Origin of the sequence: Pseudomonas sp. 86_A (genome assembly GCF_017491705.1) — a bacterium.
Lineage (GTDB): Bacteria > Pseudomonadota > Gammaproteobacteria > Pseudomonadales > Pseudomonadaceae > Aquipseudomonas > Aquipseudomonas koreensis.
The window spans coordinates 120,445-144,119 of the sequence record NZ_JAFGYS010000005.1 but is presented as its reverse complement, the minus strand read 5'-3'; the positions used below and the strand labels follow the sequence as shown (position 1 = coordinate 144,119).

The 23,675-nt window shown below is 61.5% G+C and carries 24 protein-coding genes; 12 read left to right on the top strand and 12 right to left on the bottom strand.

What is annotated here, in order from left to right:
• From rsfS to J5M57_RS09570, 3 genes are all read right to left on the bottom strand, one after another.
• Positions 1–495 (bottom strand): ribosome silencing factor, encoded by a 495-nt coding sequence (rsfS, locus tag J5M57_RS09580; RefSeq protein WP_007960601.1) that lies wholly within the window; start codon positions 493–495, stop codon positions 1–3.
• Between the two features lie 72 nt (positions 496–567).
• Positions 568–1,290 carry a nicotinate-nucleotide adenylyltransferase gene (gene nadD / locus J5M57_RS09575; protein ID WP_243435210.1) on the bottom strand — a complete coding sequence of 241 codons (723 nt, stop codon included), beginning with the start codon at positions 1,288–1,290 and terminating at the stop codon, positions 568–570.
• Positions 1,259–2,530, bottom strand: coding sequence for a glutamate-5-semialdehyde dehydrogenase (locus J5M57_RS09570; protein ID WP_207849018.1), 1,272 nt, complete (start codon positions 2,528–2,530; stop codon positions 1,259–1,261). The genes nadD and J5M57_RS09570 overlap by 32 nt, the downstream gene beginning before the upstream one ends.
• 177 nt (positions 2,531–2,707) lie before the next feature.
• Between J5M57_RS09570 and J5M57_RS09565 the strand changes: the two genes are divergently transcribed.
• Together J5M57_RS09565 and J5M57_RS09560 are read left to right on the top strand one after the other, a co-directional pair.
• On the top strand, positions 2,708–3,427 hold the full coding sequence (locus J5M57_RS09565) for a DNA-3-methyladenine glycosylase (RefSeq protein WP_207849017.1): 720 nt from the start codon (positions 2,708–2,710) through the stop codon (positions 3,425–3,427).
• A gap of 133 nt (positions 3,428–3,560) precedes the next feature.
• Complete coding sequence (locus J5M57_RS09560) at positions 3,561–4,877, top strand: bifunctional DedA family/phosphatase PAP2 family protein (RefSeq protein WP_169843270.1); 1,317 nt, start codon at positions 3,561–3,563, stop codon at positions 4,875–4,877.
• Positions 4,878–4,938: 61 nt separating this feature from the next.
• On the opposite strand, the gene J5M57_RS09555 is transcribed toward J5M57_RS09560, so the two are convergent.
• The 5 genes from J5M57_RS09555 to J5M57_RS09535 form a co-directional block, all read right to left on the bottom strand.
• Positions 4,939–5,508: a hypothetical protein gene (locus J5M57_RS09555; RefSeq protein ID WP_169843269.1), complete on the bottom strand. Its 570-nt coding sequence runs from the start codon at positions 5,506–5,508 to the stop codon at positions 4,939–4,941.
• A 69-nt stretch (positions 5,509–5,577) separates the two neighbouring features.
• Entirely contained in the window at positions 5,578–5,811 is a 234-nt protein-coding gene (locus J5M57_RS09550) for a hypothetical protein (RefSeq protein WP_207849016.1), read from the bottom strand.
• A 114-nt stretch (positions 5,812–5,925) separates the two neighbouring features.
• Positions 5,926–6,516, bottom strand: a complete 591-nt coding sequence (locus tag J5M57_RS09545; RefSeq protein WP_207849015.1) for an LON peptidase substrate-binding domain-containing protein — start codon at positions 6,514–6,516, stop codon at positions 5,926–5,928.
• 10 nt (positions 6,517–6,526) lie between these two features.
• Complete coding sequence (locus tag J5M57_RS09540; RefSeq protein ID WP_169843267.1) at positions 6,527–7,243, bottom strand: LrgB family protein; 717 nt, start codon at positions 7,241–7,243, stop codon at positions 6,527–6,529.
• Positions 7,243–7,605, bottom strand: coding sequence for a CidA/LrgA family protein (locus tag J5M57_RS09535; RefSeq protein ID WP_064589407.1), 363 nt, complete (start codon positions 7,603–7,605; stop codon positions 7,243–7,245). The genes J5M57_RS09540 and J5M57_RS09535 overlap by 1 nt, the downstream gene beginning before the upstream one ends.
• Positions 7,606–7,785: 180 nt before the next feature.
• Here J5M57_RS09535 and J5M57_RS09530 point away from each other — a divergent pair, with 180 nt between their 5' ends.
• The 3 genes from J5M57_RS09530 to J5M57_RS09520 all read left to right on the top strand — a co-directional run bounded on the left by J5M57_RS09530 (position 7,786) and on the right by J5M57_RS09520 (position 10,748).
• Positions 7,786–8,241 carry a MaoC family dehydratase gene (locus J5M57_RS09530; protein ID WP_003228575.1) on the top strand — a complete coding sequence of 152 codons (456 nt, stop codon included), beginning with the start codon at positions 7,786–7,788 and terminating at the stop codon, positions 8,239–8,241.
• Between the two features lie 110 nt (positions 8,242–8,351).
• Positions 8,352–10,079 carry a C13 family peptidase gene (locus tag J5M57_RS09525; protein ID WP_207849013.1) on the top strand — a complete coding sequence of 576 codons (1,728 nt, stop codon included), beginning with the start codon at positions 8,352–8,354 and terminating at the stop codon, positions 10,077–10,079.
• Between the two features lie 27 nt (positions 10,080–10,106).
• Positions 10,107–10,748 carry an oxidoreductase gene (locus J5M57_RS09520; RefSeq protein WP_064589409.1) on the top strand — a complete coding sequence of 214 codons (642 nt, stop codon included), beginning with the start codon at positions 10,107–10,109 and terminating at the stop codon, positions 10,746–10,748.
• Positions 10,749–10,842: 94 nt separating this feature from the next.
• Here J5M57_RS09520 and J5M57_RS09515 read toward each other — a convergent pair whose 3' ends face one another.
• From J5M57_RS09515 to J5M57_RS09500, 4 genes are all read right to left on the bottom strand, one after another.
• Positions 10,843–11,127, bottom strand: a complete 285-nt coding sequence (locus J5M57_RS09515; RefSeq protein WP_047602534.1) for a YceK/YidQ family lipoprotein — start codon at positions 11,125–11,127, stop codon at positions 10,843–10,845.
• The gene (ubiX, locus tag J5M57_RS09510; RefSeq protein ID WP_064589411.1) at positions 11,120–11,767 is read right to left on the bottom strand and encodes a flavin prenyltransferase UbiX; all 648 of its coding nucleotides are present in this window, start codon (positions 11,765–11,767) and stop codon (positions 11,120–11,122) included. The genes J5M57_RS09515 and ubiX overlap by 8 nt, the downstream gene beginning before the upstream one ends.
• Complete coding sequence (gene mpl / locus J5M57_RS09505) at positions 11,764–13,113, bottom strand: UDP-N-acetylmuramate:L-alanyl-gamma-D-glutamyl-meso-diaminopimelate ligase (protein ID WP_064589412.1); 1,350 nt, start codon at positions 13,111–13,113, stop codon at positions 11,764–11,766. The genes ubiX and mpl overlap by 4 nt, the downstream gene beginning before the upstream one ends.
• A 196-nt stretch (positions 13,114–13,309) precedes the next feature.
• Positions 13,310–15,223, bottom strand: a complete 1,914-nt coding sequence (locus tag J5M57_RS09500; protein WP_207849011.1) for a sigma-54-dependent Fis family transcriptional regulator — start codon at positions 15,221–15,223, stop codon at positions 13,310–13,312.
• A gap of 444 nt (positions 15,224–15,667) precedes the next feature.
• On the opposite strand from J5M57_RS09500, the gene J5M57_RS09495 reads away from it, so the two are divergent.
• The 7 genes from J5M57_RS09495 (at position 15,668) to J5M57_RS09465 (ending at position 23,636) form a co-directional block, all read left to right on the top strand.
• Positions 15,668–17,188, top strand: a complete 1,521-nt coding sequence (locus J5M57_RS09495; RefSeq protein ID WP_025108675.1) for an aldehyde dehydrogenase family protein — start codon at positions 15,668–15,670, stop codon at positions 17,186–17,188.
• Between the two features lie 280 nt (positions 17,189–17,468).
• On the top strand, positions 17,469–18,839 hold the full coding sequence (gene eat / locus J5M57_RS09490) for an ethanolamine permease (protein ID WP_064589414.1): 1,371 nt from the start codon (positions 17,469–17,471) through the stop codon (positions 18,837–18,839).
• Between the two features lie 181 nt (positions 18,840–19,020).
• Positions 19,021–20,415 (top strand): ethanolamine ammonia-lyase subunit EutB, encoded by a 1,395-nt coding sequence (locus J5M57_RS09485; protein WP_207849010.1) that lies wholly within the window; start codon positions 19,021–19,023, stop codon positions 20,413–20,415.
• Between the two features lie 5 nt (positions 20,416–20,420).
• Entirely contained in the window at positions 20,421–21,245 is an 825-nt protein-coding gene (eutC, locus tag J5M57_RS09480) for an ethanolamine ammonia-lyase subunit EutC (protein WP_169843261.1), read from the top strand.
• Between the two features lie 115 nt (positions 21,246–21,360).
• Positions 21,361–21,822 (top strand): GNAT family N-acetyltransferase, encoded by a 462-nt coding sequence (locus J5M57_RS09475; RefSeq protein WP_003228592.1) that lies wholly within the window; start codon positions 21,361–21,363, stop codon positions 21,820–21,822.
• Positions 21,823–22,168: 346 nt separating this feature from the next.
• Positions 22,169–22,819, top strand: a complete 651-nt coding sequence (locus J5M57_RS09470; RefSeq protein ID WP_003228594.1) for a DedA family protein — start codon at positions 22,169–22,171, stop codon at positions 22,817–22,819.
• Positions 22,820–22,823: 4 nt separating this feature from the next.
• Positions 22,824–23,636, top strand: a complete 813-nt coding sequence (locus J5M57_RS09465) for a zinc-dependent peptidase (RefSeq protein WP_207849008.1) — start codon at positions 22,824–22,826, stop codon at positions 23,634–23,636.
• Positions 23,637–23,675: the final 39 nt, after the last annotated feature.

The window sequence follows — 23,675 nt, the reverse complement described above, 5'->3', positions numbered from 1 at the left end:
TTACAGCTGGTCTTTGTTGAGCTTGGTGAAGTGCTCGTGGGTGTTTTCCGGGCTGTGGTGCTTGGCGTCTGCCGCACGGCTTTGCTCGGCACCGGCCCACAGGCGCTCCAGGTCGTAGAACTGACGTGCCGAGGCGGTCATCATGTGCACGATCACCAGGTCCAGGTCGAGCAGTACCCAGTCGCTGTCGCCCTTGCCTTCTTCGCCCAACGGCTTGGCGCCCTGCTTTTTGACTTCTTCGCGGACCTTGTCCAGCATCGCGTTGATCTGGCGATTCGACGTACCGGTAGCGATGATCATGTAGTCAGTGATGCTCTGCTTGTCGCGAACATCGATGATCTGGATGTCTTGTGCCTTGACGTCTTCCAGGGCTGCCACGGCAACCTTGACCAGCTCGTCGCCCTTGAGCGGCTCGTTGGTGTTGGCGACTTCTGGCAGCGGTGCGCTCTTGAACGTGCCTTTGCGCTTAACTTTGCTTACATCTTTGTCGGTCATATAAAACTCGTTTTGCTCATGTATTCGGCGGCTTGGCGATACGTGGATTCGTATCAGTGAAGCACGCCTTGTTCAGTTCGACGCACGGTACAGACCGTGCGCATCGATGTAGGCCAGGACCGCGTCGGGCACCAGGAAACGTACCGACTTACCGCTGGCCAGCAGTTGACGGATCTGGGTGGCGGAAACCGCGAGCGGTGTCTGCCAGACGAATGCAATCTGTCCGCTCGGCCCTTTCAGGGCCAGCGGGTCGCTCACCGAACGCGCTGCCAGCAGGTTGCGCAAGGCATCTGGCGGTTCGCTGTCGGCGTCCGGGCGCTGTAGCACCAGGATGTGGCAATGCTGGAGCAACTCTTCCCAGCGGTGCCAAGTGGGCAGGCCGCAAAATGCGTCCCAGCCCAAAAGCAGAAAAACCTGGGTCTCAGCGGCCATTTCGGCACGCATCAACTCCAGGGTATCGATGGTCCAGGACGGTTTGTCCCGCTGCAATTCGCGGGCGTCCACCACCAGCGGCGGCACGCCGGCCACCGCGCACTCGACCATCGCCAGCCGGTCCTGCGCCGACACCTGCGGCGTATCGCGGTGCGGCGGCCGGGCGCTGGGCATCATGCGCAGCTCGTCGAGCAGCAGCGCTTCGGCCACTTCCAGCGCACCGCGCAAATGGCCGATGTGCACCGGGTCAAACGTGCCACCCAGGACGCCAATGCGTCGGGGCTGCGACTCGCTGCCGGTTTGCGGCACTGTCAGGTCGAGATCGGACAAGTCAGACCGTCGCCTGGCCGCGCAACTGGCCATCACCGACCACGATGTACTTCTCGCAGGTCAGTCCTTCGAGGCCCACCGGGCCACGGGCGTGCAGCTTATCAGTAGAAATGCCGATCTCGGCACCCAATCCGTATTCGAATCCATCGGCGAAACACGTCGGGGTATTGATCATCACCGACGCCGAGTCGACTTCGGCCACGAAACGACGGGTGTCCGCGAGGTTTTCGCTGACGATCGAATCGGTGTGGTGCGAGCCGTAATGGTTGATGTGTTCGATCGCCTGGTCCAGTCCGTCAACCACGCGAATCGACAAAATCGGCGCCAGATACTCGGTGCTCCAGTCGTCTTCGCTGGCCGCTACGGCGTCAATGATCACCCGGGTACGCTCGCAGCCACGCAGTTCGACGCCTTTTTCGCGGAACTGCGCAGCCATCGACGGCAGGAAATCCTTGGCAACACGTTGATCGACGAGCAGGGTCTCCATCGCGCCACAAATGCCATAACGGTAGGTCTTGGCATTGAAGGCGATGCGCTGGGCTTTCGGCAGATCGGCGTGGGCGCTGACATAGACGTGGCAGATGCCGTCCAGGTGCTTGATCACCGGCACGCGGGCATCGCGGCTGATGCGCTCGATCAGGCCACGGCCACCGCGCGGCACGATCACGTCAACGTACTCGGGCATGGTGATCATCGCGCCAACCGCCGCACGATCAGTGGTTTCGACCACTTGCACCACCGCTGCCGGCAATTCGGCTTCGGCCAGACCGCGCTGAATGCACGCGGCAATCGCCCGGTTGGAATGAATCGCTTCGGAACCACCGCGCAGGATGGTCGCGTTGCCCGACTTCAGGCAAAGGCTGGCGGCATCGATGGTCACGTTGGGACGGGATTCGTAGATGATCCCGATCACGCCCAGCGGCACACGCATCTTGCCGACCTGAATGCCGGATGGGCGAAAGCTCATGTCGCGGATCGCCCCGACCGGGTCCGGCAGTGCCGCGACCTGGCGCAAGCCGACGATCATGCCGTCGATGCGTGCCGGGGTCAGTTCCAGACGTTCCAGCAGCGCCGGCTCCAGGCCATTGGCGCGACCGGCGGCCAGGTCCTGTTCATTGGCTGCGGCCAGCTCGGCGCGCGCGGAGTCCAGGGCATTGGCAGCAGCCTGCAGGGCGCGGTTTTTCTGCGCGGTGCTGGCACGGCCGATGACCCGGGAAGCTTCGCGGGCGGCGCGACCCAATCGGGTCATGTAGTCAAGAACGGACTCAGTCATGGTCTGCTGGGGTCTTGGCAAAGAGGAAAGCGGCAGATTATAGCTGTCGCGTCCCGGGACTAACAGCGGTGACAGGCGGATGGTCGAAATGGGCTGCAATTTGCCGACGTTCAGCCGTAATTAAGCCTCGGATTGTTATCATCACGACCTCCTTCGCCTGGATAAACACCGTTTGCCATGTCCAACCTGACCGTTCGCGCCACCGCCGAGCGCCTGCCACTGGGCCTTCCGGACGCTTTTTTCGACCGTGATGCGCAAGTGCTGGCTCGCGAACTGCTCGGTAAAGTCATCCGCCACCGGGTCGGTGATCTGTGGCTCAGCGCCCGGATCATCGAAACCGAAGCCTATTACTGCGCGGAAAAAGGCAGTCACGCGTCCCTCGGCTACACGGAAAAGCGTAAGGCTTTGTTTCTGGATGGCGGGCACATCTATATGTATTACGCCCGCGGTGGTGATTCGCTGAATTTCAGCGCGCAGGGGCCGGGCAACGCCGTGCTGATCAAATCCGCCTATCCATGGGTCGATGAAATCAGCGGGCCGGCGAGTCTGGCGCAGATGCTGCTGAACAACCCCGATGCACAGGGCCGTCCACGCCCTTCGCAAAAGCTCTGCGCCGGCCAGACGTTGCTGTGCAAGGCACTCGGCTTGAAGGTGCCGGTGTGGGACGCCAAGCGTTTCGACCATGAATGGCTGTTGGTGGAAGACACCGGCCCGGTGCCGTCACAGATCATTCAGACGACCCGACTGGGTATCCCCCAGGGCCGGGATGAACACCTGATGTACCGCTTCGTCGACGCCAGCTACGCACCATGGTGCACGCGGAACCCGCTGCGCCGGGGTCAGGTCGAAGGGCGCGATTACTTGCTGCTGCCGGGGTTAGAGGCAGGTCTGAAGTAAAAGGAACTCACTGTAGGAGTGAGCCTGCTCGCGAAAGCGGTGTATCAGTCAACGAAGAAGTCGACTGACCAGGCGCCATCGCGAGCAGGCTCACTCCTACAAGGATCAATTGAAGATTTGATGGAGTGGTTTTATGGGCCCATGGCTCGATAGCGTGACCGGATGGCTTGCCGCCAATCCGCAGTGGCTGGCGGCTGCGGTGTTTATCGTCGCGTTCGTGGAGTGTCTGGCGATTGCCGGGATAATCGTGCCTGGCACCGTGCTGTTGTTTGCCGTGGCCGTCCTGGCCGGCAGCGGCGCGCTGCCATTGAGCGAAACCCTGCTGCTGGGCTTTCTCGGCGGGCTTCTGGGCGATGCGGTGTCGTATTACCTCGGCCGCCATTTCCATCAGAACATCCGCCGTTTGCCCGGCCTGCGCCATCACCCGGAATGGATGGCCGGCGCTGAAACCTACTTCCAGCGTTACGGCATCGCCAGCCTGCTGGTTGGCCGTTTTATCGGCCCGTTGCGCCCCATGCTGCCGATGGTCGCCGGCATGTGCGACATGCCCTTCGCGCGCTTTGCCGCCGTCAGCCTGCTGGCCGCTGCCGGCTGGAGTGTCGCCTATCTGCTGCCGGGCTGGGCCACTGGCGCGGCGATCCGTTTGCCGTTACCGGAAGGTTTCTGGCTACAGGCCGGGATCGTCGCCGGCAGCATCGCGGTGATGGTCGGCCTCAGTGTCAACAGCAGCTTGCGCCGGCATCGCCGGGCCACATTGTGGATCAGCAGCATGAGCCTGCTGATTCTGATCGGCCTGTTCATCGGCTATCCGTATCTCTCGGCACTCGATCAAGGTGTGATGACGCTGGTGCAGGAACACCGCCAACCGGCACTGGATGAAATTGCGGTCACCTTCACGCTGATCGGCGAGTTCCGCAACATGTTCATCTTCAGCGCCTTGTTGACCGGGCTGCTGTTGCTGTGCAAGCAATGGCGTCAGGCTATTTTCGTGGGTGGCACACTGTTGTTCACGGCGCTGGCGAATACCGGGACCAAGCAGTTCTTCGCCCGGGTACGACCGGAAGTCCTGACCGAACCACTGACCAGTTTCAGCATGCCCAGCGGTCACGCATCGGGGTCGTTTGCGCTGTTCCTCTCCCTCGCTGTGCTGGCCGGACGCGGACAGCCGCCACGCATGCGCCTGACGTGGCTGCTGCTCGGCTGTATTCCGGCCCTGGCGATTGCCTTGTCACGGGTATACCTGGGCGCGCATTGGCCGACCGATGTTCTGGCCGGCGCAATGCTGGCGGCGTGCGTCTGCGCGGCAGCCCTGTGGCTGAGTCAACGCCAGATGCCACTCGCCCCCTTGCCGCCGAAAGTCTGGTGGCTGGTGTTGCCGGCGCTGGTCGCGCTGTTCGGTTTCTTCGTCCTTCGGCATTTACCGCATACGATGTTGCGTTACGCCTATTGATGGCAACTTTGATGAGGCGCCGCCGAGACAATCAAATCGAATCGGCTGGCGCTCATCATCATTAGCCTTCGGGTCTTTCGATAACTTTCAGAACAAACGTAACTGGCTTGTTGTTGAACGCATCATGCTTGGTCATATTCGGATCAACGTCCTTGAAGTAGCGCTTGCCATTTTCATGGGCCAGGTATATCGCGTCCCGCCCGTCAACCGCGAGAGCAACATAACAAGGGCCTTTATCAAGATCACTGAACCGCGCACTCTCCACATCATGTTTCACCAACGTGAATTGACGACTCTGAACCACATCACCGACAAAAACATGGCGAGCAGACTTACTGATCGCCAGGTACCCCTCATCATAATCGCCTTTTAAAATCGTTTGAATTGTGTACTTGTCACCTTGCGGCACCAACCGAAACAACAACGGCTTGTCATCTTCATGATCTGCCAATGTAAGAAAGTCCGAACCCACGCGGCTTGCCAAAGCCACCTCGACGTCCAGTCGCTCACGCCTGGTAATCCGCACATCGCGCAAGCGCTGCTTCAAACGCTGCTGATTAAGAACGACCGGCAGGCCATCCACGTAAAGATTCACCGTAAAGGAATTACTATTGATTTTTATCGAAGACATATCAGTTACTCACGCAGACGCCATACTGCCAATAAACTGCAAATGGCCGTTATTATTGAAACAAGCAGTTTATTTTGAAGCGCCGTCCATTCTGAAACTGGCCGCCGTCACTGACACCCTGGGCACATCGCCTTCAGGAATTCTTCCCGCCCTTCGTTTACGACGAGCGACGACCATCAGATCAGCGTAAACACCTGCAGCCTCAATAACCTTTGAAACGTTTTGATCGGTGTCTGCGTGCTTGAAAATATACTTCCCGGCTATGTCATCCCAGAACGCCCATTCATCCTCGTAAACCGTCATGATTCCATCCTTATCTTTATTAAAACCATCAACTTCTTGTTGATGAATAAAAAGTAAGATAAAGACAAAACCAAAACAATGCTGGCAAACACACCAACTTGATTCAAAGTAAAACTACGCGAACAACTCACCCTGCAACTCATCAAGTAACGCCTGGATGGCATCCAGCCGCTGCTGCGGATCGTCGAGTTGCAGCAGGTCGATCTTGTCCTCTTCGGCGAACGGCAGCAGATAGGCCAGTTGATTGGCCAGTGACTGCTGGCCCAACGCATCAGTGCCCATGTTCAAAGCCTCGACCATCGGGTGCTCGGCCAAGGCCTTGAGCAGCGCCACCAGATCAGCGTCCTCGTCCTGTAGTGGCTGCTCGGGTTCGTCGTCCAGCCACTCGACGTCGGCCAGGATCAACTGATCGCGCTGCACTTCGGTGCGCAGCACCTGAAAGCGCCGCCCGCCCTGCACCCGAATCCCCAGCAGACCGTTGTCCTGTTGCTGGAAATCAGTGATCCGCGCTTCGCAGCCGACCAGAGCAAAGCCATCTGGCGCGACGCCGACTTCGTGGCCGTCGAGGATGCACACCACGCCGAAGCCGACGCCCTGTTTCATGCAGCGACCGATCATGTCCAGATAGCGCGCCTCGAAGATCTGCAAATCGAGATTGCAGCCAGGAAACAGCACTGTGTTCAGCGGGAAAAGCGGCAGATTCATAGACATTTCCTTACACCACCATCGACACCGCCAACGGCAGGAACACCGCCGTTGCAACGCCCATCAGACTCATCGCCAGCGCCGCGAAGGCGCCGCACTCTTCGCTTTCCTGCAACGCCACCGAGGTGCCGACCGCGTGTGCGGTCATGCCCAGCGCCATGCCGCGCGCTTCGGGGCTGTGCACGCCAAGCCGGGTCAGCAACGCCGGGCCGAAGATCGCGCCGATCACGCCGGTGATCAACACGAACACCGCCGCCAGCGCCGCGACGCCACCGATCTGCTCGGCCACCAGCATGGCAATCGGCGAGGTCACCGACTTCGGCGCCATGGTCATCAGAATCATGTGCTCGGCACCGAACCACCAGCCGAGCAACACGCCCATGCCCGTCGCGACCACCCCGCCTATCACCAGCGTAGTAAAAATCGGCCAGAACAATTGGCGGATACGCTTGAGGTTGAGATACAGCGGCACCGCCAGCGCCACCGTCGCCGGGCCCAGCAGAATGCTGAGGATCTCGGTGCTCTTGCGGTACTCGGCGTAGGTCAGGCCGCAGCCGACCAGCACACCGATCACCAACAGCATCGAGACCAGTACCGGTTGCAGAAAGATCCAGCGGGTTTTCTCGAACGCCGCCAGCACCAGTTGATAGGCACCGAGGGTGATGCCGATGCCGAACAGCGGATGATGGATCACCGAGGCCCACGCCCCCTGCCAATCGAACAGCATCAGGACTCCTCCGAGCGGTGTGCGTGGCGCTTGACCAGCCGCTGCATCAGCACCCCGGCGAAGGCCATCGACAGGATCAACGACAGCACCAGTGCGCCGACAATCGCCCAGAAATCGGCGGCAATGTCGCTCGCATAAACCATCACGCCGACGGCGGGCGGCACCAACAGCAGCGGCAGATAACGCAACAGGCTGCCGGCCGCGAGGTTCAGCGGCTCGCCGACTTCGCCGCGAATGATCAGGAACACCAGCAACAGCAGCAGGCCGATGATCGGGCCCGGCAGCACCGGCAACAGCAAATGGTTGAGCGCCGTGCCGAGCAGTTGGAACAGCACCAGCATGGTCAGGCCACGTAACAACATCAGACATCTCCCCCCGCAAGTCCTCGGCATTATAAGCACGGCAGCGCTATGGATCGGCATTCGCCAAAAGCATGGTCGGTTGACCGGAGCAAATCGCCATGATGATCTACAGTGGTTCGCAGGGCGGTCAAATCCCCCACCTGAAAAACTATAAAACCGATGAACCCAAGGAGAGTCTCAATGCCCTATGTTCCCGTTGCAGAGCTCAAAGATTATGTCGGCAAGGAACTCGGACGTTCCGAATGGCTCACCATCGATCAGGAGCGCATCAACCTGTTCGCCGAAGCCACTGGGGATTACCAGTTCATTCACGTCGACCCGGTCAAAGCCGCGCAAACGCCATTTGGCAGCACCATTGCCCACGGTTTCCTGTCACTGTCGCTGATCCCCAAACTGATGGAAGACATCCTCGTGCTGCCGCAAGGCCTGAAGATGGTGGTCAACTACGGCCTGGACAGCGTGCGTTTCATCCAGCCAGTGAAGGTCAATTCAAAAGTCCGCTTGAAGGTCGACCTCGCCGAAGTCACCGAGAAGAAACCCGGGCAATGGCTGCTCAAAGCCACCGCCACGCTGGAGATAGAGGGCTCGGACAAACCGGCCTACATCGCCGAGCCGCTGTCGCTCTGCTTCGTTTGATTGAGCGGATGCGAAACGGCGCACGCTGTTTCGCATCAGCGCTGTTTTCCCGGCTGTATTAGGTCACATAGCTGCGGCATACTCGGTCGCCTAATTGCCCGGATCCCGCTATGCGCTCACTCGCTACTCTTGCACCCCTTGCCCTGACCCTGATGCTCACCGCGTGCGGCGACGGCGAATCGCTGCTGCCTCCGGATGCGCGCCTGCCGGACGGCGGACGCTATCGCGGCGAACTGGTCAACGGCTTGCTGCAAGGCCAGGGCCGCGTCGACTACCCCAACGGCAGCTGGTACGCCGGGCAGTTCGACAAGGGCCAATGGCACGGCCAGGGTGAGTGGCACGGCAGCAACGGCGAGGTCTATCGCGGCCAGTTCCAACAGGGGCTGTTCGATGGCCAGGGCAGCCTGACCACCAACGCCAGCAGTTACACCGGTGGTTTCAAGCAGGGTCGGCGCGACGGCGAAGGCACCCTCAAGGAAAACGCCATGACCTACCGTGGCGAGTTCAAGGCTGATCAGTATTCCGGGCTGGGCCGTCTGGAAATGGACGACGGCAGCTCTTATCAGGGCCAGTTCGCCCACGGCAAACCCAACGGCGAAGGCCAGCGCGGCGACGCCAGTGGCAATACGTTCAGCGGCCATTTCGTCAACGGCCAGCTCGAAGGCAACGGCACCTTCAACAGTGCCGATGGCGACATCTATGTCGGCGGCTTCAAGAACAGCCAGCTGCACGGCAAGGGCCGCTATGAAAACGCCGATGGCGACGTCTGGCTCGGCCAGTTCAAGGAAGGCGCGCTGACCGGCAAGGGCGAATTGATCGGCGCCGACGGCAGCCATTACGTCGGCTACTTCAATGACTGGCGTTTCAGCGGACAGGGCCGATTGAACCTGTCTGACGGCAGTTTCTACATCGGCGAGTTCGACAGCGACAGCTACGCCGGGCGCGGCACCCTGGTGCTGACCGATGGCACCGTGCTCAGCGGCACCTGGATCAACGGCCAGCGCGTGCGTGACGCCGACGGCAAGCTGTTGCCCGACACCCTCGAACTCGGCCTGCTGGCTCAGGGCCGCCTGCTCGACAACGCGCTGGCCGCCGTGCCCGCCTCGACCCCGGCGGTGGAGCTGTACACCCTGACCCTCGGCGGCGACGGCAAGCAAAGCGTGTTCCTGCGCGAGTCCGACTACGTCGCCAACATGCTCACCACGCGCTTCGGTGCCTATGGCCAGATTCGTCTGGTCAACCACCGCGAACATCTCGCCGACCGGCCGATGGCCACCCGCGAAAACCTGCGCCGTGCCGCGCAGACCCTGGCCGAACGCAGCGGCCCGGAAGACCTGATCTTCATCTACCTGACCAGCCACGGCACTGCCGAACACGAACTGGTGCTCGACCAGCCGCGTATGGAACTGGCCGACCTGCCCGCCGACGAACTCGCAGCCGTGCTCGCCCCCCTGAAAAATCGCGACAAGGTGATCGTGATTTCCTCGTGCTACTCCGGCGGTTTCATCCCCGCGCTGAAAGATGAGCGCACACTGATCATGACCGCGTCGCGTGCCGATCGCGTGTCGTTCGGCTGCTCGGAAGAAGCCAACTTCACCTACTTCGGCGACGCCTTGTTTGCCCAGGCGCTGAACCAGACCGACGACCTGGAACAAGCCTTCAAACTGGCCAAGGCCACCGTTGCCGAACGTGAACTGGCAGACAATTTCGAAGCCTCGGAACCACAGATCTGGGCGCCCAAGACCGTGCTGTCGCACTGGCAACTGCTACGCAAACAGCAAGCAAGAAAAGCGTTGCAAAGCGCTGCATTGAACGACGGAGCAACAAACAGCAACTAAGCTGAACAGTATCAAGGGAGAGACACTATGTACTTGACGCCTCAGCACGTATTGCTTGCCGGAGCCACCGGATTGACCGGTGAACACCTGCTCGACCGTTTGCTCAACGAGCCGACGATCACCCGCGTGCTCGCCCCGTCACGCCGGCCGCTGGCCGAACATCCGCACCTGGAAAACCCGGTCGGCGACCCACAGGCGTTTCTGCCGCAACTCAGTGGTCGCGTCGATATCGCCTATTGCTGCCTCGGCACCACCATCAAGCAGGCCGGCTCGGAAGCCGCATTTCGCGCGGTGGATCTGGACATGGTGGTGGCGTTCGCCAAACGCGCGCGGGAGATGGGCGCACGGCATCTGATCGTGATCAGTGCGCTGGGCGCCGATCCGAAGTCATCGATTTTCTACAACCGGGTCAAAGGCGAAATGGAGCAAGCGCTGCGCGCCCAGGACTGGCCGCAACTGACCATTTGCCGGCCGTCGCTGCTGTTGGGTGAGCGCACGGAGCCTCGCTTGGCCGAGCAATTGGCCGGGCCGCTGTCGAAATTGATTCCCGGCAAGTACCGCGGCATCGAAGCCTGCCAACTGGCCCGGGCGATGTGGCGTCTGGCGCTGGAAGAACAGGATGGGGTGCGGGTTATCGAATCGGATGAATTGCGCAAGCTCGGTAAATAACAGCGGGACTTTGTGGCGAGGGAGCTTGCTCCCGCTCGACTGCGCAGCAGTCGCCAACCCCAGCGGGAGCAAGCTCCCTCGCCACAGCAGTCCCCTACAACCCGCCAGTCGCCTGAAACCCCACACCGATCACGGTGAGCAACGATAACGGCAGCAACAGCGTATCGAGCAACGCACTGGCCGGTAGATCCACCCCCGGATAGCTCGGCGCCTCAGCCCCGAACCGGTCCATCGCACAACACCCGCCATTCATCGCATACAAATCCAGGCGCGTCCCGGAATACACCACCGGCGCGCCCGGTTTTGCGGCATCCAGCGTACGCGCGGTGGCACAGCCGGCCAGTTGCAGCGCCAGCACGATCGCCAGCAGCTTATTCATCGCTGCTCAAATGATGTTCGCCCCAACGCGGCAGCATGTCCTGAGGAATCCCCAACAGATTGAGAATCCGCGCCACGACGAAATCGATCAGGTCGTCGATGGTCTGTGGCTGGTGATAGAAACCCGGCGAGGCCGGCAGGATGGTCACGCCCATGTTCGACAGCTTGAGCATGTGCTCCAGATGAATGCTTGAATACGGCGCCTCGCGCGGTACCAGAATCAACTGGCGACGCTCCTTCAACGTGACATCGGCGGCGCGTTCGATCAGGTTGTTGCAGGCGCCCGTGGCAATTGCCGACAAAGTGCCGGTGGAGCACGGCACCACGACCATCGCCGCCGGCGCGCCGGAGCCCGAGGCCACCGGCGACATCCAGTCTTCCTTGCCGTACACACGAATCTGCCCGGCGGCCGCTCCGGTGTACTCGGTGAGGAACGCCTGCATCATCTGCGGTTTGGCCGGCAGCGAGACGTCAGTCTCGGTGGCCATCACCAGTTGCGCGGCCTTGGAGATCAGGAAGTGCACCTCGCGATCTTCCCGCACCAGACAATCGAGCAGGCGCAAACCGTACTGCGCGCCGGACGCGCCGGTCATCGCCAGCGTGATGCGTTCCGGGCCACCGTACTGGGAAGGAGTGTTCATTTCAGCGCCTCGGCGAGTTTGCCATGCAGGCCGCCGAAGCCGCCGTTGCTCATGATCACCACGTGGGTGCCGGGCTGGGCCTGGCTCTTCACGCGTTCGATGATGCCTTCGAGCGAATCGCTGACGATCGACGGAACGGTGCACAACGCGGCGGTGCCGGCCAGATCCCAACCGAGGTTGGCCGGCGCGTACCAGATCACCTGGTCGGCATCGACCACACTGTCCGGCAAGCCATCGCGGTGCGCGCCGAGCTTCATCGAATTGGAGCGCGGCTCGATGATCGCGATCAGCGGCGCATCGCCGATGCGTTTGCGCAGGCCGTCGAGGGTGGTGGCAATGGCCGTCGGGTGGTGGGCGAAGTCGTCATAGATGGTAATACCGCGCACTTCGGCGACTTTCTCCATCCGGCGTTTGACGTTCTTGAACGCGCTCAACCCGGCGATGCCCATCGATGGCACCACACCGACGTGCCGCGCCGCCGCCAGAGCCGCCAAGGCGTTGGCGACGTTGTGTTGACCGGTCAGTTCCCATTCGACGGTGCCTTGGGACACGCCTTCAAACATCACTTCGAATGCCGAACCGTCATCCTTGAGCAACTTGACCTGCCACTGACCGCCCACGCCGGTGGTTTGCACCGGGGTCCAGCAGCCCATTTCGATCACGCGCTGCAAGGCCGGTTCGGTGGTCGGGTGAATGACCAGACCTTCGCTCGGAATGGTGCGCACCAAGTGGTGGAACTGTCGCTCGATCGCTGGCAGATCGGGGAAGATGTCCGCGTGATCGAACTCAAGGTTGTTGAGGATCGCGGTACGCGGGCGGTAGTGGACGAATTTCGAACGTTTGTCGAAGAACGCGCTGTCGTATTCGTCAGCCTCGATCACGAAGAACGGCGTGCCGCCCAGACGTGCGGACACCGAGAAGTTCTGCGGTACACCGCCGATCAGGAACCCCGGGCTCATGCCGGCGTGTTCCAGCACCCAGGCGAGCATGCTGCTGGTGGTGGTCTTTCCGTGCGTACCGGCCACCGCCAGCACCCAGCGCCCTTGCAGCACGTGATCCGCCAGCCACTGCGGGCCGGAGACGTACGGCAAGCCTTTGTTCAGCACATATTCCACCGCCGGGTTGCCGCGGGACATGGCGTTGCCGATCACCACCAGATCCGGTGCCGGATCAAGTTGGGCCGGGTCGTAGCCTTGGGTCAGCTGAATGCCCTGGGCCTCAAGCTGCGTGCTCATCGGCGGATAGACGTTAGCGTCGGAGCCGGTCACGTGATGGCCCAGCTCTTTGGCCAGAACCGCCATCGAGCCCATGAAAGTCCCGCAGATACCCAGAATATGAATGTGCATAGTCGACCTCGTAAAACATGGCCGCAGGTTAGCGTAGGGTGGGGAAAATCGCACTCTTTAGCTGATCACCATCACCCACGACCACGATCACTACCCCACCTGTAGGAGCTGACGAGTGCAACGAGGCTGCGATCTTTTGATCCTATAAAGAACAAGATCAAAAGATCGCAGCCTTCGGCAGCTCCTACAGGGGGATTTATCCGGTTCGGGCGATGCCGTGTTTGCGCAGCTTTCTGTAGAGGGTGTTGCGGCTCACGCCCAGTTGCTCGGCGGTGTGAGTCATGTGCCAACGGGTCTGCTCCAGCGCAGTGAGCAACGCCAAACGCTCGGCGTCCTCCAGCGGATGCTCGGACTCAGCCGTCTTCAGCTCCAGCGGCGGCCGTATCTGCCGAATCATCGCCGGCAAATCCTCCAGCCCGATCCGTCCGTCATCGCACAACGCCGCCAGCGTGCGCAGGACATTGCGCAACTGCCGCACGTTGCCCGGCCAGTTGAAGGCCAGCAACGCCTGGCGCGCCGGTTCGTCGATCACGATCACTTCCCCACCCGCCTCTTCGGCCAGCAGGAAATCCAGCAACTGCGACTTGTCGCTACGTTCGCGTAACGCCGGTAGCGCGACCTCCAGGCCATTGAGCCGGTAATACAGATCTTCACGAAAACTCCCGTCTTCGACCCGCTCCAGCAGATTGCGGTGGGTGGCGCTGATGATCCGCACGTTGACCGCTTCCGGCTCGCCACCGATCGGCACCACCTGGCGGTCTTCCAGCACCCGCAACAAACGGGTCTGCAGCGCCAGCGGCATGTCGCCGATTTCATCGAGGAACAACGTGCCGCCATCGGCCTGCTGTAACTTGCCACGCATGCCGTCCTTGCGCGCGCCGGTGAAACTGCCGCCGCGATAACCGAACAGTTCGCTCTCGATCAGGCTCTCGGGGATCGCCGCGCAGTTGAGCGCCACAAAAGCTCTGCTGGCGCGTTGGCTGGCGTGATGCACAGCCTTGGCGAAGGCTTCTTTACCAGAACCGGTTTCGCCGTTGACCAGCAGCGGCACGTCGCGTTCGAACACCCGCAGCGCCTTGCGAAAATCCGCTTGCAGCGCCGCGTCGCCGAGGCAAATGCCCGCCAGCGGTTGCGGCTTGACCACGACCGCGGCCGGCATGATCGGCGCCGGTTTGCGCGACTCACCGCGCAGCAAGGCAAACAAATGACGCCCGTCGCGGGTGCGCAGCGGCCAACTGGCGCTGGCATTGGCGCTGGCGCGACTGAGCAGTTCGTCCAGCGAGCAATCGAAAAACGCCTCCACCGGTTTGCCCAACAAGCCACCGCGAATATGCCCCAGCAGGTTCAGCGCACTCTGGTTGACCGCGCTGATCCGCCCTTCCCCGTCAAACGCCAGCAGCCCTTCGCTGAACAAGCCGACGGATTCGGCCTGCAAGTGAAAACGCAGCAACCACTGGTTATCGAAGCAACGCAGGAAATAGCAGCTCTCAATCATTTTCGCCGACAGATTGACCAGCGCCATGGTGTGGAACTGGCTCTGCCGCGAAACGTCGTGGCGCGCCGAGGACACGTCGAGCACCGCGAGCAATTCGCCGTGCGGATCGAACACCGGGCTCGCCGAGCAGGTCAGGCCGGTGTGGCGGCCGCGAAAGTGTTCGTCTTGATGGATGGTCAGCGCCTGGCGCTCGACCAGGCAGGTGCCGATGCCGTTGGTGCCTTCGCAGGCCTCGCTCCAGTCGGCGCCGAGCCAGAGGCCGGCACGTTCGAAAATCTTGCGTTCGGCAGGCGCGGTGACGCAGTTGAGGATCACCCCGCGTGCGTCGGTCAGCAGCACCGCATGGCCGGCGCCGGACAGCTGTTGGTGCAGGCTGCTCATTTCATTGCCGGCAATCTGCAACACCTGTTGCAGGCGCTCGCGGCTTTCAAGAACGCGCCCGTGTTCGAGCACGGTGGGCGCCATGGCAAGCGCCGGGTCGAGGTGATAGTCCTCAAGACAGCGCAGCCACGACCGCGCAATCGACGGGTCGGCACCGGGCCCGTGCAGGTGCGGTTTGCCCTGAGTCACGGTGAGCACCTGTTGGGCATGGCGGCTCAAATGGTTGTCGTGCATTTCTTGTTATTCTCCCCGAAAGGTCGACCCTTCCAGACTGCCAACACTGACCTGTGGCGAGGGAGCTTGCTCCCGCTCGAGTGCGAAGCGCTCGCCGAAGTATATGAGCGGTAAACATTTCAGGACTGCTTCGCAGCCCGGCGGGAGCAAGCTCCCTCGCCACAGAACAGCGCTCTGCGACAATTTGACGCCCAGCATCCTCCAGCCGCTCCGGCATTGCAATGCTGGCAAGACCGGTCAGTCACACGCTGTGCCAAAAGCGGTACAAACTGTCACCCCGTCTGTACCGAAACCATCACAGGCGCCGCCCGCCCGTCCGACAGAAAACACGCAAAGCCTTGATTTGCCTGCCCTGCACGGCAGTGGCCCGACCCTTGCTCTACGCTTATAGCAAGCGCACTTGCGCGTTTCTCTAATAAGTACAAAGCCAAGGAGAACATCATCATGCGTTACGCTCACCCCGGTACTGAAGGCGCCAAAGTCTCGTTCAAGAGCAAGTACGGTAACTACATCGGCGGCGAGTTCGTCGCGCCTGTCAAAGGTCAGTACTTCACCAATACCTCGCCAGTGAATGGCCAACCGATTGCCGAATTCCCCCGCTCCACTGCCGAAGACATCGACAAGGCACTGGACGCCGCCCACGCCGCTGCCGACGCGTGGGGCGCGACCTCCGTGCAGGCGCGCTCGCTGATCCTGCTGAAAATCGCCGACCGCATCGAACAGAACCTCGAACTGCTGGCGATCACCGAAACCTGGGACAACGGCAAAGCCATCCGCGAAACCCTCAACGCCGACATTCCGCTGGCTGCCGACCATTTCCGCTACTTCGCCGGGTGCCTGCGCGCCCAGGAAGGCAGCGCGGCCGAAATCGACGGCAACACCGTTGCCTATCACATCCATGAACCACTGGGCGTGGTCGGCCAGATCATCCCGTGGAACTTCCCGCTGCTGATGGCCGCGTGGAAACTCGCCCCGGCGCTGGCCGCCGGCAATTGCGTGGTGCTCAAGCCGGCCGAGCAAACTCCGCTGGGCATCTGCGTGCTGATGGAGCTGATCGGTGACCTGCTGCCACCGGGCGTGCTCAACGTGGTGCAAGGCTTCGGCAAAGAAGCCGGCGAAGCACTGGCCACCAGCAAACGCATCGCCAAGATCGCCTTTACCGGCTCGACCCCGGTCGGCTCGCACATCATGAAATGCGCGGCCGAGAACATCATTCCGTCCACCGTGGAGCTGGGCGGCAAATCGCCGAACATCTTCTTCGAAGACATCATGCAGGCCGAGCCGACCTTCATCGAAAAAGCTGCCGAAGGCCTGGTGCTGGCGTTCTTCAACCAGGGCGAAGTGTGCACCTGCCCGTCCCGCGCGCTGGTGCAGGAGTCGATCTACGACGAATTCATGCAAGTGGTGATGAAGAAAGTCCTGCAGATCAAACGCGGCGACCCGCTCGACACCGACACCATGGTTGGCGCGCAGGCATCCGAGCAGCAATTCGACAAGATCCTGTCGTACCTGGAAATCGCCAAGGGCGAAGGCGCCGAGCTGCTGACCGGCGGCAAGGTGGAAAAACTCGAGGGCAATCTGGCGACCGGCTATTACATCCAGCCGACCCTGCTCAAGGGCACCAACAAGATGCGCGTATTCCAGGAAGAAATCTTCGGCCCGGTGGTGAGCATCACCACCTTCAAGGACGAAGCCGAAGCCCTGGCAATCGCCAACGACACCGAGTTCGGCCTCGGTGCCGGGCTGTGGACCCGCGACATCAACCGCGCCTACCGCATGGGCCGCGCGATCAAGGCCGGTCGTGTGTGGACCAACTGCTACCACCTGTACCCGGCACACGCCGCGTTCGGCGGGTACAAGAAGTCCGGCGTCGGCCGTGAAACCCACAAGATGATGCTCGACCACTACCAGCAGACCAAAAACCTGCTGGTGAGCTACGACATCAATCCGCTGGGCTTCTTCTAAAACCCGGGGCGACACAGATGATTCTGTGTCGCCTTATCGACCGCTATCGCGAGCAGGCTCGCTCCTACGATTGCACCGCATTCCTTTTGTAGGAGTGAGCCTGCTCGCGATCGGCGTCCTTTATGACACAACCCCAAGGCTTGGCCGCTCTGGCACGGCCCTTGCGTACCCGTCATTCAGGATTTGCACGAAAACCGCCGCTGCGTGAACAGCCTCCATCCACCCAACCCGTTGCACCCGAAAGTCCAACAGATCGAACAATAAAAAACAGAGAGGACTTATGACTTCCACCACACAGCTCAAACCCACACTCGGCACCCTGCACCTCTGGGGCATTGCCGTCGGCCTGGTGATTTCCGGCGAATACTTCGGCTGGAGTTACGGCTGGGGCACCGCGGGCACGCTCGGTTTTCTGGTCACGGCGCTGATGGTCGCGACCATGTACACCTGCTTCATCTTCAGTTTCACCGAACTGACCACAGCGATTCCCCACGCGGGCGGGCCGTTTGCCTACAGCCGTCGGGCATTTGGCGAGAAAGGCGGGTTGATTGCCGGCATCGCCACCCTGATCGAATTCGTCTTTGCCCCGCCGGCCATCGCCATGGCGATCGGCGCCTACCTCAACGTGCAGTACCCGGAACTTGATCCGAAGATCGCGGCGGTCGGCGCGTACTTTGTGTTCATGACCCTGAACATCCTCGGCGTCAGCATCGCCGCGACCTTTGAACTGGTGGTCACCGTACTCGCGGTCGCCGAGCTGCTGGTGTTCATGGGCGTGGTCGCGCCGGGCTTCAGCTTCAGCAACTTCGTGCTCAACGGCTGGTCGGGTGCCAACGAATTCACCCTGGGTTCGATCCCCGGAATCTTCGCGGCGATCCCGTTCGCGATCTGGTTCTTCCTCGCCATCGAAGGCGCCGCCATGGCGGCCGAAGAAGCCAAGGACCCGAAGCGCACGATTCCCAAGGCTTACGTCAGCGGCATTCTGACCCTGGTGTTCCTCGCCATCGGTGTGATGGTGATGGCCGGCGGTGTCGGCGACTGGCGCCAGCTGTCGAACATCAACGATCCGCTGCCACAGGCGATGAAAGCGGTGGTCGGCAACAATTCTTCGTGGATGCACATGCTGGTGTGGATCGGCCTGTTCGGCCTGGTGGCGAGTTTCCACGGCATCATCCTCGGTTACTCGCGACAGTTCTTCGCCCTCGCTCGCGCCGGTTACCTGCCGAAAAGCCTGGCCAAGCTGTCGCGTTTCCAGACCCCGCACCGGGCCATTCTGGCCGGCGGCGTGATCGGCATCGCGGCAATCTACAGCGATGGTCTGGTCAATCTGCAGGGCATGACCCTGACTGCGGCGATGATCACCATGTCGGTGTTCGGCGCGATCGTGATGTACATCATCAGCATGCTCAGCCTGTTCAAACTGCGCAAAACCGAACCGAACCTCGAACGCACCTTCCGCGCCCCGGGCTACCCGGTGGTGCCGGCGATTGCGCTGTTCCTGGCGGTGGTGTGCCTGGTGGCGATGGCGTGGTTCAACACGCTGATCGGTTGCGTGTTCCTGGGCTTCATGGCCGCTGGTTATCTGTACTTCCAGCTGACCGCCAAACAACGCGCCGAAGCCCCGGCAGACGCTATGCTCGAAGGGATCTAGTTGCACCGGCACCGGGCCTTTCGCCCGGTGCCCGCTATATAGAAGTGCACACAAAAACTGTAGGAGTGAGCCTGCTCGCGATCGCATCGACGCGGTATGACTGTTGCACCGAGTTGCCTGCATCGCGAGCAGGCTCACTCCTACAAACACGTATTCCCGCATTACCGGAGGACACCGCCCCATGGCCGCATTTGCCCATTCCGTCGGCGCCCAGACCTATCGCTTCGACAGCCTCAAGGACGTCATGGCCAAGGCCAGCCCGGCACGCTCCGGGGATTTCCTGGCCGGCGTCGCCGCGCTCAATGACGGCGAACGCGTGGCCGCACAAATGGCGCTGGCCGACATCCCGCTCACGCATTTCTTGCAGGAAGCGCTGATTCCCTACGAAACCGATGAAGTCACCCGACTGATCATCGACACCCACGACAAACAGGCCTTTGCCGTGGTCAGCCACCTCACCGTCGGCGGTTTCCGCGACTGGCTGCTCAGCGAGGCGGCCGACGAAACCAGCCTGCGCGCCCTCTCCCCCGGCCTGACCCCGGAAATGGTCGCCGCCGTTTCGAAGATCATGCGCGTGCAGGATCTGGTGCTGGTGGCGCAGAAGATCCGCGTGGTCACACAATTTCGCGGCACCCTCGGCCTGCGCGGCCGCCTGTCGACCCGCCTGCAACCCAACCATCCGACCGACGAGCCGTCCGGGATCGCCGCAAGCATTCTCGACGGTCTGCTGTACGGCAACGGCGACGCGATGATCGGCATCAACCCGGCCACCGACAGCATTGCCTCGATCTGCGCGATGCTGGAAATGCTCGACGCGATCATCCAGCGCTATGACATCCCGACCCAGGCCTGCGTGCTGACCCACGTCACCACCTCGATCGAGGCGATCAACCGTGGCGTGCCGCTGGACCTGGTGTTCCAGTCGATCGCCGGCACCGAAGCGGCCAACGCCAGTTTCGGCATCAACCTGAACGTCTTGCAGGAAGGCTACGACGCGGGGCTGAGCCTCAAACGCGGCACTCTCGGGCAAAACCTGATGTATTTCGAGACCGGCCAGGGCAGCGCACTGTCGGCCAACGCCCACCACGGTGTCGACCAGCAGACCTGCGAAACCCGGGCCTACGCCGTGGCGCGGCATTTCAAGCCGTTTCTGGTGAACACCGTGGTCGGTTTCATCGGCCCGGAATACCTCTATAACGGCAAACAGATCATCCGCGCCGGCCTCGAAGACCATTTTTGCGGCAAATTGCTCGGCGTGCCGATGGGGTGCGACATCTGCTACACCAACCATGCCGAAGCCGACCAGGACGACATGGACACCCTGCTGACGTTGCTCGGTGTAGCCGGGATCAACTTCATCATGGGCATCCCCGGCTCCGACGACATCATGCTCAACTACCAGACCACCTCGTTCCACGACGCGCTCTACGCGCGCCAGACCCTGGGCCTGAAACCGGCGCCGGAGTTCGAACAATGGCTGGCGAACATGGGCATCTTCACCCAGGCGGACGGCAAGGTTCGCTTTGGCAACAACCTGCCGCCGGCCTTCCGCCAGGCGCTGGCGCAACTGAGATGAGTGTTATGGAAAAACCGCCTGTCGACCCGCAAAACCCATGGCTGGAGCTGCGCCGCCTGACCCCGGCGCGCATCGCCCTCGGCCGCACCGGCACCAGCCTGCCGACCAGCGCCCAGCTGGATTTCCAGTTCGCCCACGCCCAGGCGCGGGATGCGGTGCATCTGCCGTTCGATCACGCCGGGCTCAGCGCGCAACTGAGCGAGCGCGGGCGCGAGAGCCTGTTGCTGCACAGCGCGGCAACGGATCGCAACAGCTATCTGCAACGCCCGGATCTGGGGCGCAAACTCAGCGAAGACTCGGCGCAGAGCTTGCGCGATTACGCGCAAGTGCACCCCGGCGGCGTCGATCTGGCGCTTGTGGTGGCGGACGGCTTGTCGGCGCTGGCCGTGCATCGGCATACCGTGCCGTTTTTGACCCGCCTGGAGGAGCAGATGAGCGCCGACGGCTGGTCGATTGCCCCCGTGGTGCTGGTGGAACAGGGCCGGGTCGCCGTCGGTGATGAAATCGGTCAGTTGCTCGGCGCAAAAATGGTGGTGATGCTGATCGGCGAGCGTCCGGGCCTGAGTTCGCCCGACAGCCTCGGTTTATATTTCACCTACAATCCAAAAATCGGGCTGACCGATGCCTACCGCAATTGCATCTCCAACGTGCGGCTCGAGGGCTTGAGTTACGGTATGGCGGCGCATCGCTTGCTGTATCTGATGCGCGAGGCCTGCCGGCGCCAGTTGTCGGGGGTCAATCTGAAGGACGAAGCACAGGTTCAGACGCTGGAGTCGGACGCCGGGGCGGACATGAAGGGAAACTTCCTACTGGGCCCGTCGACAACCTGAACCGTTTCCGCATTGCGTTTCTGCGCTGCTTTCAGGCAGGATCGATGCACGGCCGCCAGGGTTTCCCATCGCCGTCAGAGCAGTTGAAGACAGCCACTTGAAGACGAGACCTATCATGCGGATTATTCAAGCGACCCTCGAACATCTGGATTTGCTGACCCCGTTGTTCGTCAAATATCGCGAGTTCTACGGTTCCCTGCCTTACCCGGATTCCTCCCGCGCGTTTCTCGAAAAACGCCTGCGCCGCAAGGAGTCGGTGATTTACCTGGCCCTGGCCGACGATGACGACAAGAAGCTGATGGGCTTCTGCCAGCTGTATCCAAGTTTTTCCTCGCTGTCGCTCAAACGCGTGTGGATCCTCAACGACATCTATGTCGCCGAAGACGCCCGCCGGCAGCTGGTGGCCGACAACCTGATCCGCACCGCGAAGAAAATGGCCAAGGAAACCCAGGCCGTACGCATGCGCGTCTCCACCAGCAGCAACAACGAAGTGGCGCAGAAAACCTACGAATCCATCGGCTTCAAGGAAGACACCGAGTTCAAGAACTACGTGTTGCCGATCAGCGACGAGCTTTAGCACTCATCAAGGACCTGTTGTGGCGAGGGAGCTTGCTCCCGCCGGGCTGCGAAGCGGCCCCACCTCAGTCATCTCAACAGGTCAGGCAAATCAAGGCTTGGGAGTGCTCCGCCCTCCAGCGGGAGCAAGCTCCCTCGCCACACCCGCCTTGCCGCCATCATCAATGCCTGCCTGACATTTGTTCACACCCCGACATCCCCCGCTACAAAACCAACGCGCTTTTCACCTCTCAGACCGTATAATCCCGAGCTTTCCGGCTTGTAAGAAAAACTACACCCCGCTGTAGGCTTACACCCGAATCATCCGCACAGGCCTGCCGAGTCGGGCCGTCACCACAGGTGCCCCCATGGATTTCAACCCGCTCGACCTTATCCTGCATCTCGATGTGTACCTCGATTTGCTGGTCACCAACTACGGGCCGTGGATCTACGCGATTCTGTTCGCTGTCATCTTCTGTGAAACCGGTCTGGTGGTGATGCCGTTCCTGCCGGGCGATTCGTTGCTGTTCATTGCCGGTGCCGTTGCGGCGGGCGGTGGCATGGATCCGGTCCTGTTGGGCGGTCTGTTGATGCTCGCGGCCATCCTCGGCGACAGCACCAACTACGTGATTGGTCGAACAGCCGGAGAAAAACTCTTCAGTAACCCGAACTCGAAAATCTTCCGTCGCGACTACCTGCAGAAAACCCACGACTTCTACGACAAGCACGGCGGTAAAACCGTGACCCTGGCGCGATTCCTGCCGATCATCCGCACGTTTGCCCCTTTCGTCGCCGGCGTCGGGAAAATGCCGTATCCGCGCTTCTTCGCGTTCAGCGTGTTCGGCACCATCCTCTGGGTCGGCGGTCTGGTGACCCTGGGTTACTTCTTCGGCAACGTGCCGTTCATCAAGAAGAACCTGTCGTTGCTGGTCGTCGGCATCATCCTGCTGTCGCTGGTCCCGATGATCATCGGTGTGGTGCGCAGCCGTTTCGGCGGCGCCAAAGCCGAAACCCACTGATCCGATGTGGTCACTGAGCGCCTGGCGTCGCCGGCGCATCCTCGCCAGGCACCCGATTGCCGACGACCTGTGGCAACGGGTGCGCCACCACCTGAGCTTTCTTGACGGCATCAGCGCCGCCGAGGACCAGTGGTTGCGTGAAGCCTGCGTGTTGTTTCTCGAAGACAAACACCTGACCGCCCTGCCCGGCGTCGAACTGCATCAGGAGCAACGCCTGCTGCTCGCCGCGCAGGCCCAGTTGCCGCTGCTCAAACTCGGCGATCTGAACTGGTATCAGGGCTTTCACGAAATCATCCTCTACCCCGACGACTTCCTCAGCCCGCAACGCCATCGCGATGCCAGCGGGGTCGAACACGAGTGGGACGGCGAGCACAGCGGCGAGGCCTGGCAACAGGGGCCGGTGATCCTCGCCTGGCCCGGGGTAATGGCCAGTGGTGGCTGGGAAGGCTACAACCTGGTGATCCACGAGCTGGCGCACAAGCTCGACATGCTCAACGGCGACGCCAACGGCCTGCCGCCGCTGCACGCCGACATGCGCGTCAGCGACTGGGCCGAGGTCATGCAACACGCCTACGACGACCTCAACCACCAGCTCGACCGCCACCCAGACGTCGAAACCGCCATCGACCCGTACGCGGCCGAAAATCCTGCCGAGTTCTTTGCAGTCACCAGCGAATACTTCTTCAGCGCCCCGGATCTGCTGCACGAGGCTTATCCACAGGTCTACTTGCAACTGAAGCTTTTCTACCGGCAGGATCCGTTGGGCCGGCTGCGGCAACTTCAGGCCACAGACCCGGTCTATCAGGCGCACGACTAAGCGCTGCACGACTTCTGGTACGTGGCGTCGGCGTAGGAA

Excerpts from the sequence above, each read along its gene's own strand:
- rsfS (WP_007960601.1), bottom strand. The coding sequence starts at position 495 with ATGACCGACAAAGATGTAAGCAAAGTTAAGCGCAAAGGCACGTTCAAG.
- nadD (WP_243435210.1), bottom strand. The coding sequence starts at position 1,290 with ATGGCCAGTTGCGCGGCCAGGCGACGGTCTGACTTGTCCGATCTCGAC.
- J5M57_RS09570 (WP_207849018.1), bottom strand. The coding sequence starts at position 2,530 with ATGACTGAGTCCGTTCTTGACTACATGACCCGATTGGGTCGCGCCGCC.
- J5M57_RS09565 (WP_207849017.1), top strand. The coding sequence starts at position 2,708 with ATGTCCAACCTGACCGTTCGCGCCACCGCCGAGCGCCTGCCACTGGGC.
- J5M57_RS09560 (WP_169843270.1), top strand. The coding sequence starts at position 3,561 with ATGGGCCCATGGCTCGATAGCGTGACCGGATGGCTTGCCGCCAATCCG.
- J5M57_RS09555 (WP_169843269.1), bottom strand. The coding sequence starts at position 5,508 with ATGTCTTCGATAAAAATCAATAGTAATTCCTTTACGGTGAATCTTTAC.
- J5M57_RS09550 (WP_207849016.1), bottom strand. The coding sequence starts at position 5,811 with ATGACGGTTTACGAGGATGAATGGGCGTTCTGGGATGACATAGCCGGG.
- J5M57_RS09545 (WP_207849015.1), bottom strand. The coding sequence starts at position 6,516 with ATGAATCTGCCGCTTTTCCCGCTGAACACAGTGCTGTTTCCTGGCTGC.
- J5M57_RS09540 (WP_169843267.1), bottom strand. The coding sequence starts at position 7,243 with ATGCTGTTCGATTGGCAGGGGGCGTGGGCCTCGGTGATCCATCATCCG.
- J5M57_RS09535 (WP_064589407.1), bottom strand. The coding sequence starts at position 7,605 with ATGTTGTTACGTGGCCTGACCATGCTGGTGCTGTTCCAACTGCTCGGC.
- J5M57_RS09530 (WP_003228575.1), top strand. The coding sequence starts at position 7,786 with ATGCCCTATGTTCCCGTTGCAGAGCTCAAAGATTATGTCGGCAAGGAA.
- J5M57_RS09525 (WP_207849013.1), top strand. The coding sequence starts at position 8,352 with ATGCGCTCACTCGCTACTCTTGCACCCCTTGCCCTGACCCTGATGCTC.
- J5M57_RS09520 (WP_064589409.1), top strand. The coding sequence starts at position 10,107 with ATGTACTTGACGCCTCAGCACGTATTGCTTGCCGGAGCCACCGGATTG.
- J5M57_RS09515 (WP_047602534.1), bottom strand. The coding sequence starts at position 11,127 with ATGAATAAGCTGCTGGCGATCGTGCTGGCGCTGCAACTGGCCGGCTGT.
- ubiX (WP_064589411.1), bottom strand. The coding sequence starts at position 11,767 with ATGAACACTCCTTCCCAGTACGGTGGCCCGGAACGCATCACGCTGGCG.
- mpl (WP_064589412.1), bottom strand. The coding sequence starts at position 13,113 with ATGCACATTCATATTCTGGGTATCTGCGGGACTTTCATGGGCTCGATG.
- J5M57_RS09500 (WP_207849011.1), bottom strand. The coding sequence starts at position 15,223 with ATGCACGACAACCATTTGAGCCGCCATGCCCAACAGGTGCTCACCGTG.
- J5M57_RS09495 (WP_025108675.1), top strand. The coding sequence starts at position 15,668 with ATGCGTTACGCTCACCCCGGTACTGAAGGCGCCAAAGTCTCGTTCAAG.
- eat (WP_064589414.1), top strand. The coding sequence starts at position 17,469 with ATGACTTCCACCACACAGCTCAAACCCACACTCGGCACCCTGCACCTC.
- J5M57_RS09485 (WP_207849010.1), top strand. The coding sequence starts at position 19,021 with ATGGCCGCATTTGCCCATTCCGTCGGCGCCCAGACCTATCGCTTCGAC.
- eutC (WP_169843261.1), top strand. The coding sequence starts at position 20,421 with ATGGAAAAACCGCCTGTCGACCCGCAAAACCCATGGCTGGAGCTGCGC.
- J5M57_RS09475 (WP_003228592.1), top strand. The coding sequence starts at position 21,361 with ATGCGGATTATTCAAGCGACCCTCGAACATCTGGATTTGCTGACCCCG.
- J5M57_RS09470 (WP_003228594.1), top strand. The coding sequence starts at position 22,169 with ATGGATTTCAACCCGCTCGACCTTATCCTGCATCTCGATGTGTACCTC.
- J5M57_RS09465 (WP_207849008.1), top strand. The coding sequence starts at position 22,824 with ATGTGGTCACTGAGCGCCTGGCGTCGCCGGCGCATCCTCGCCAGGCAC.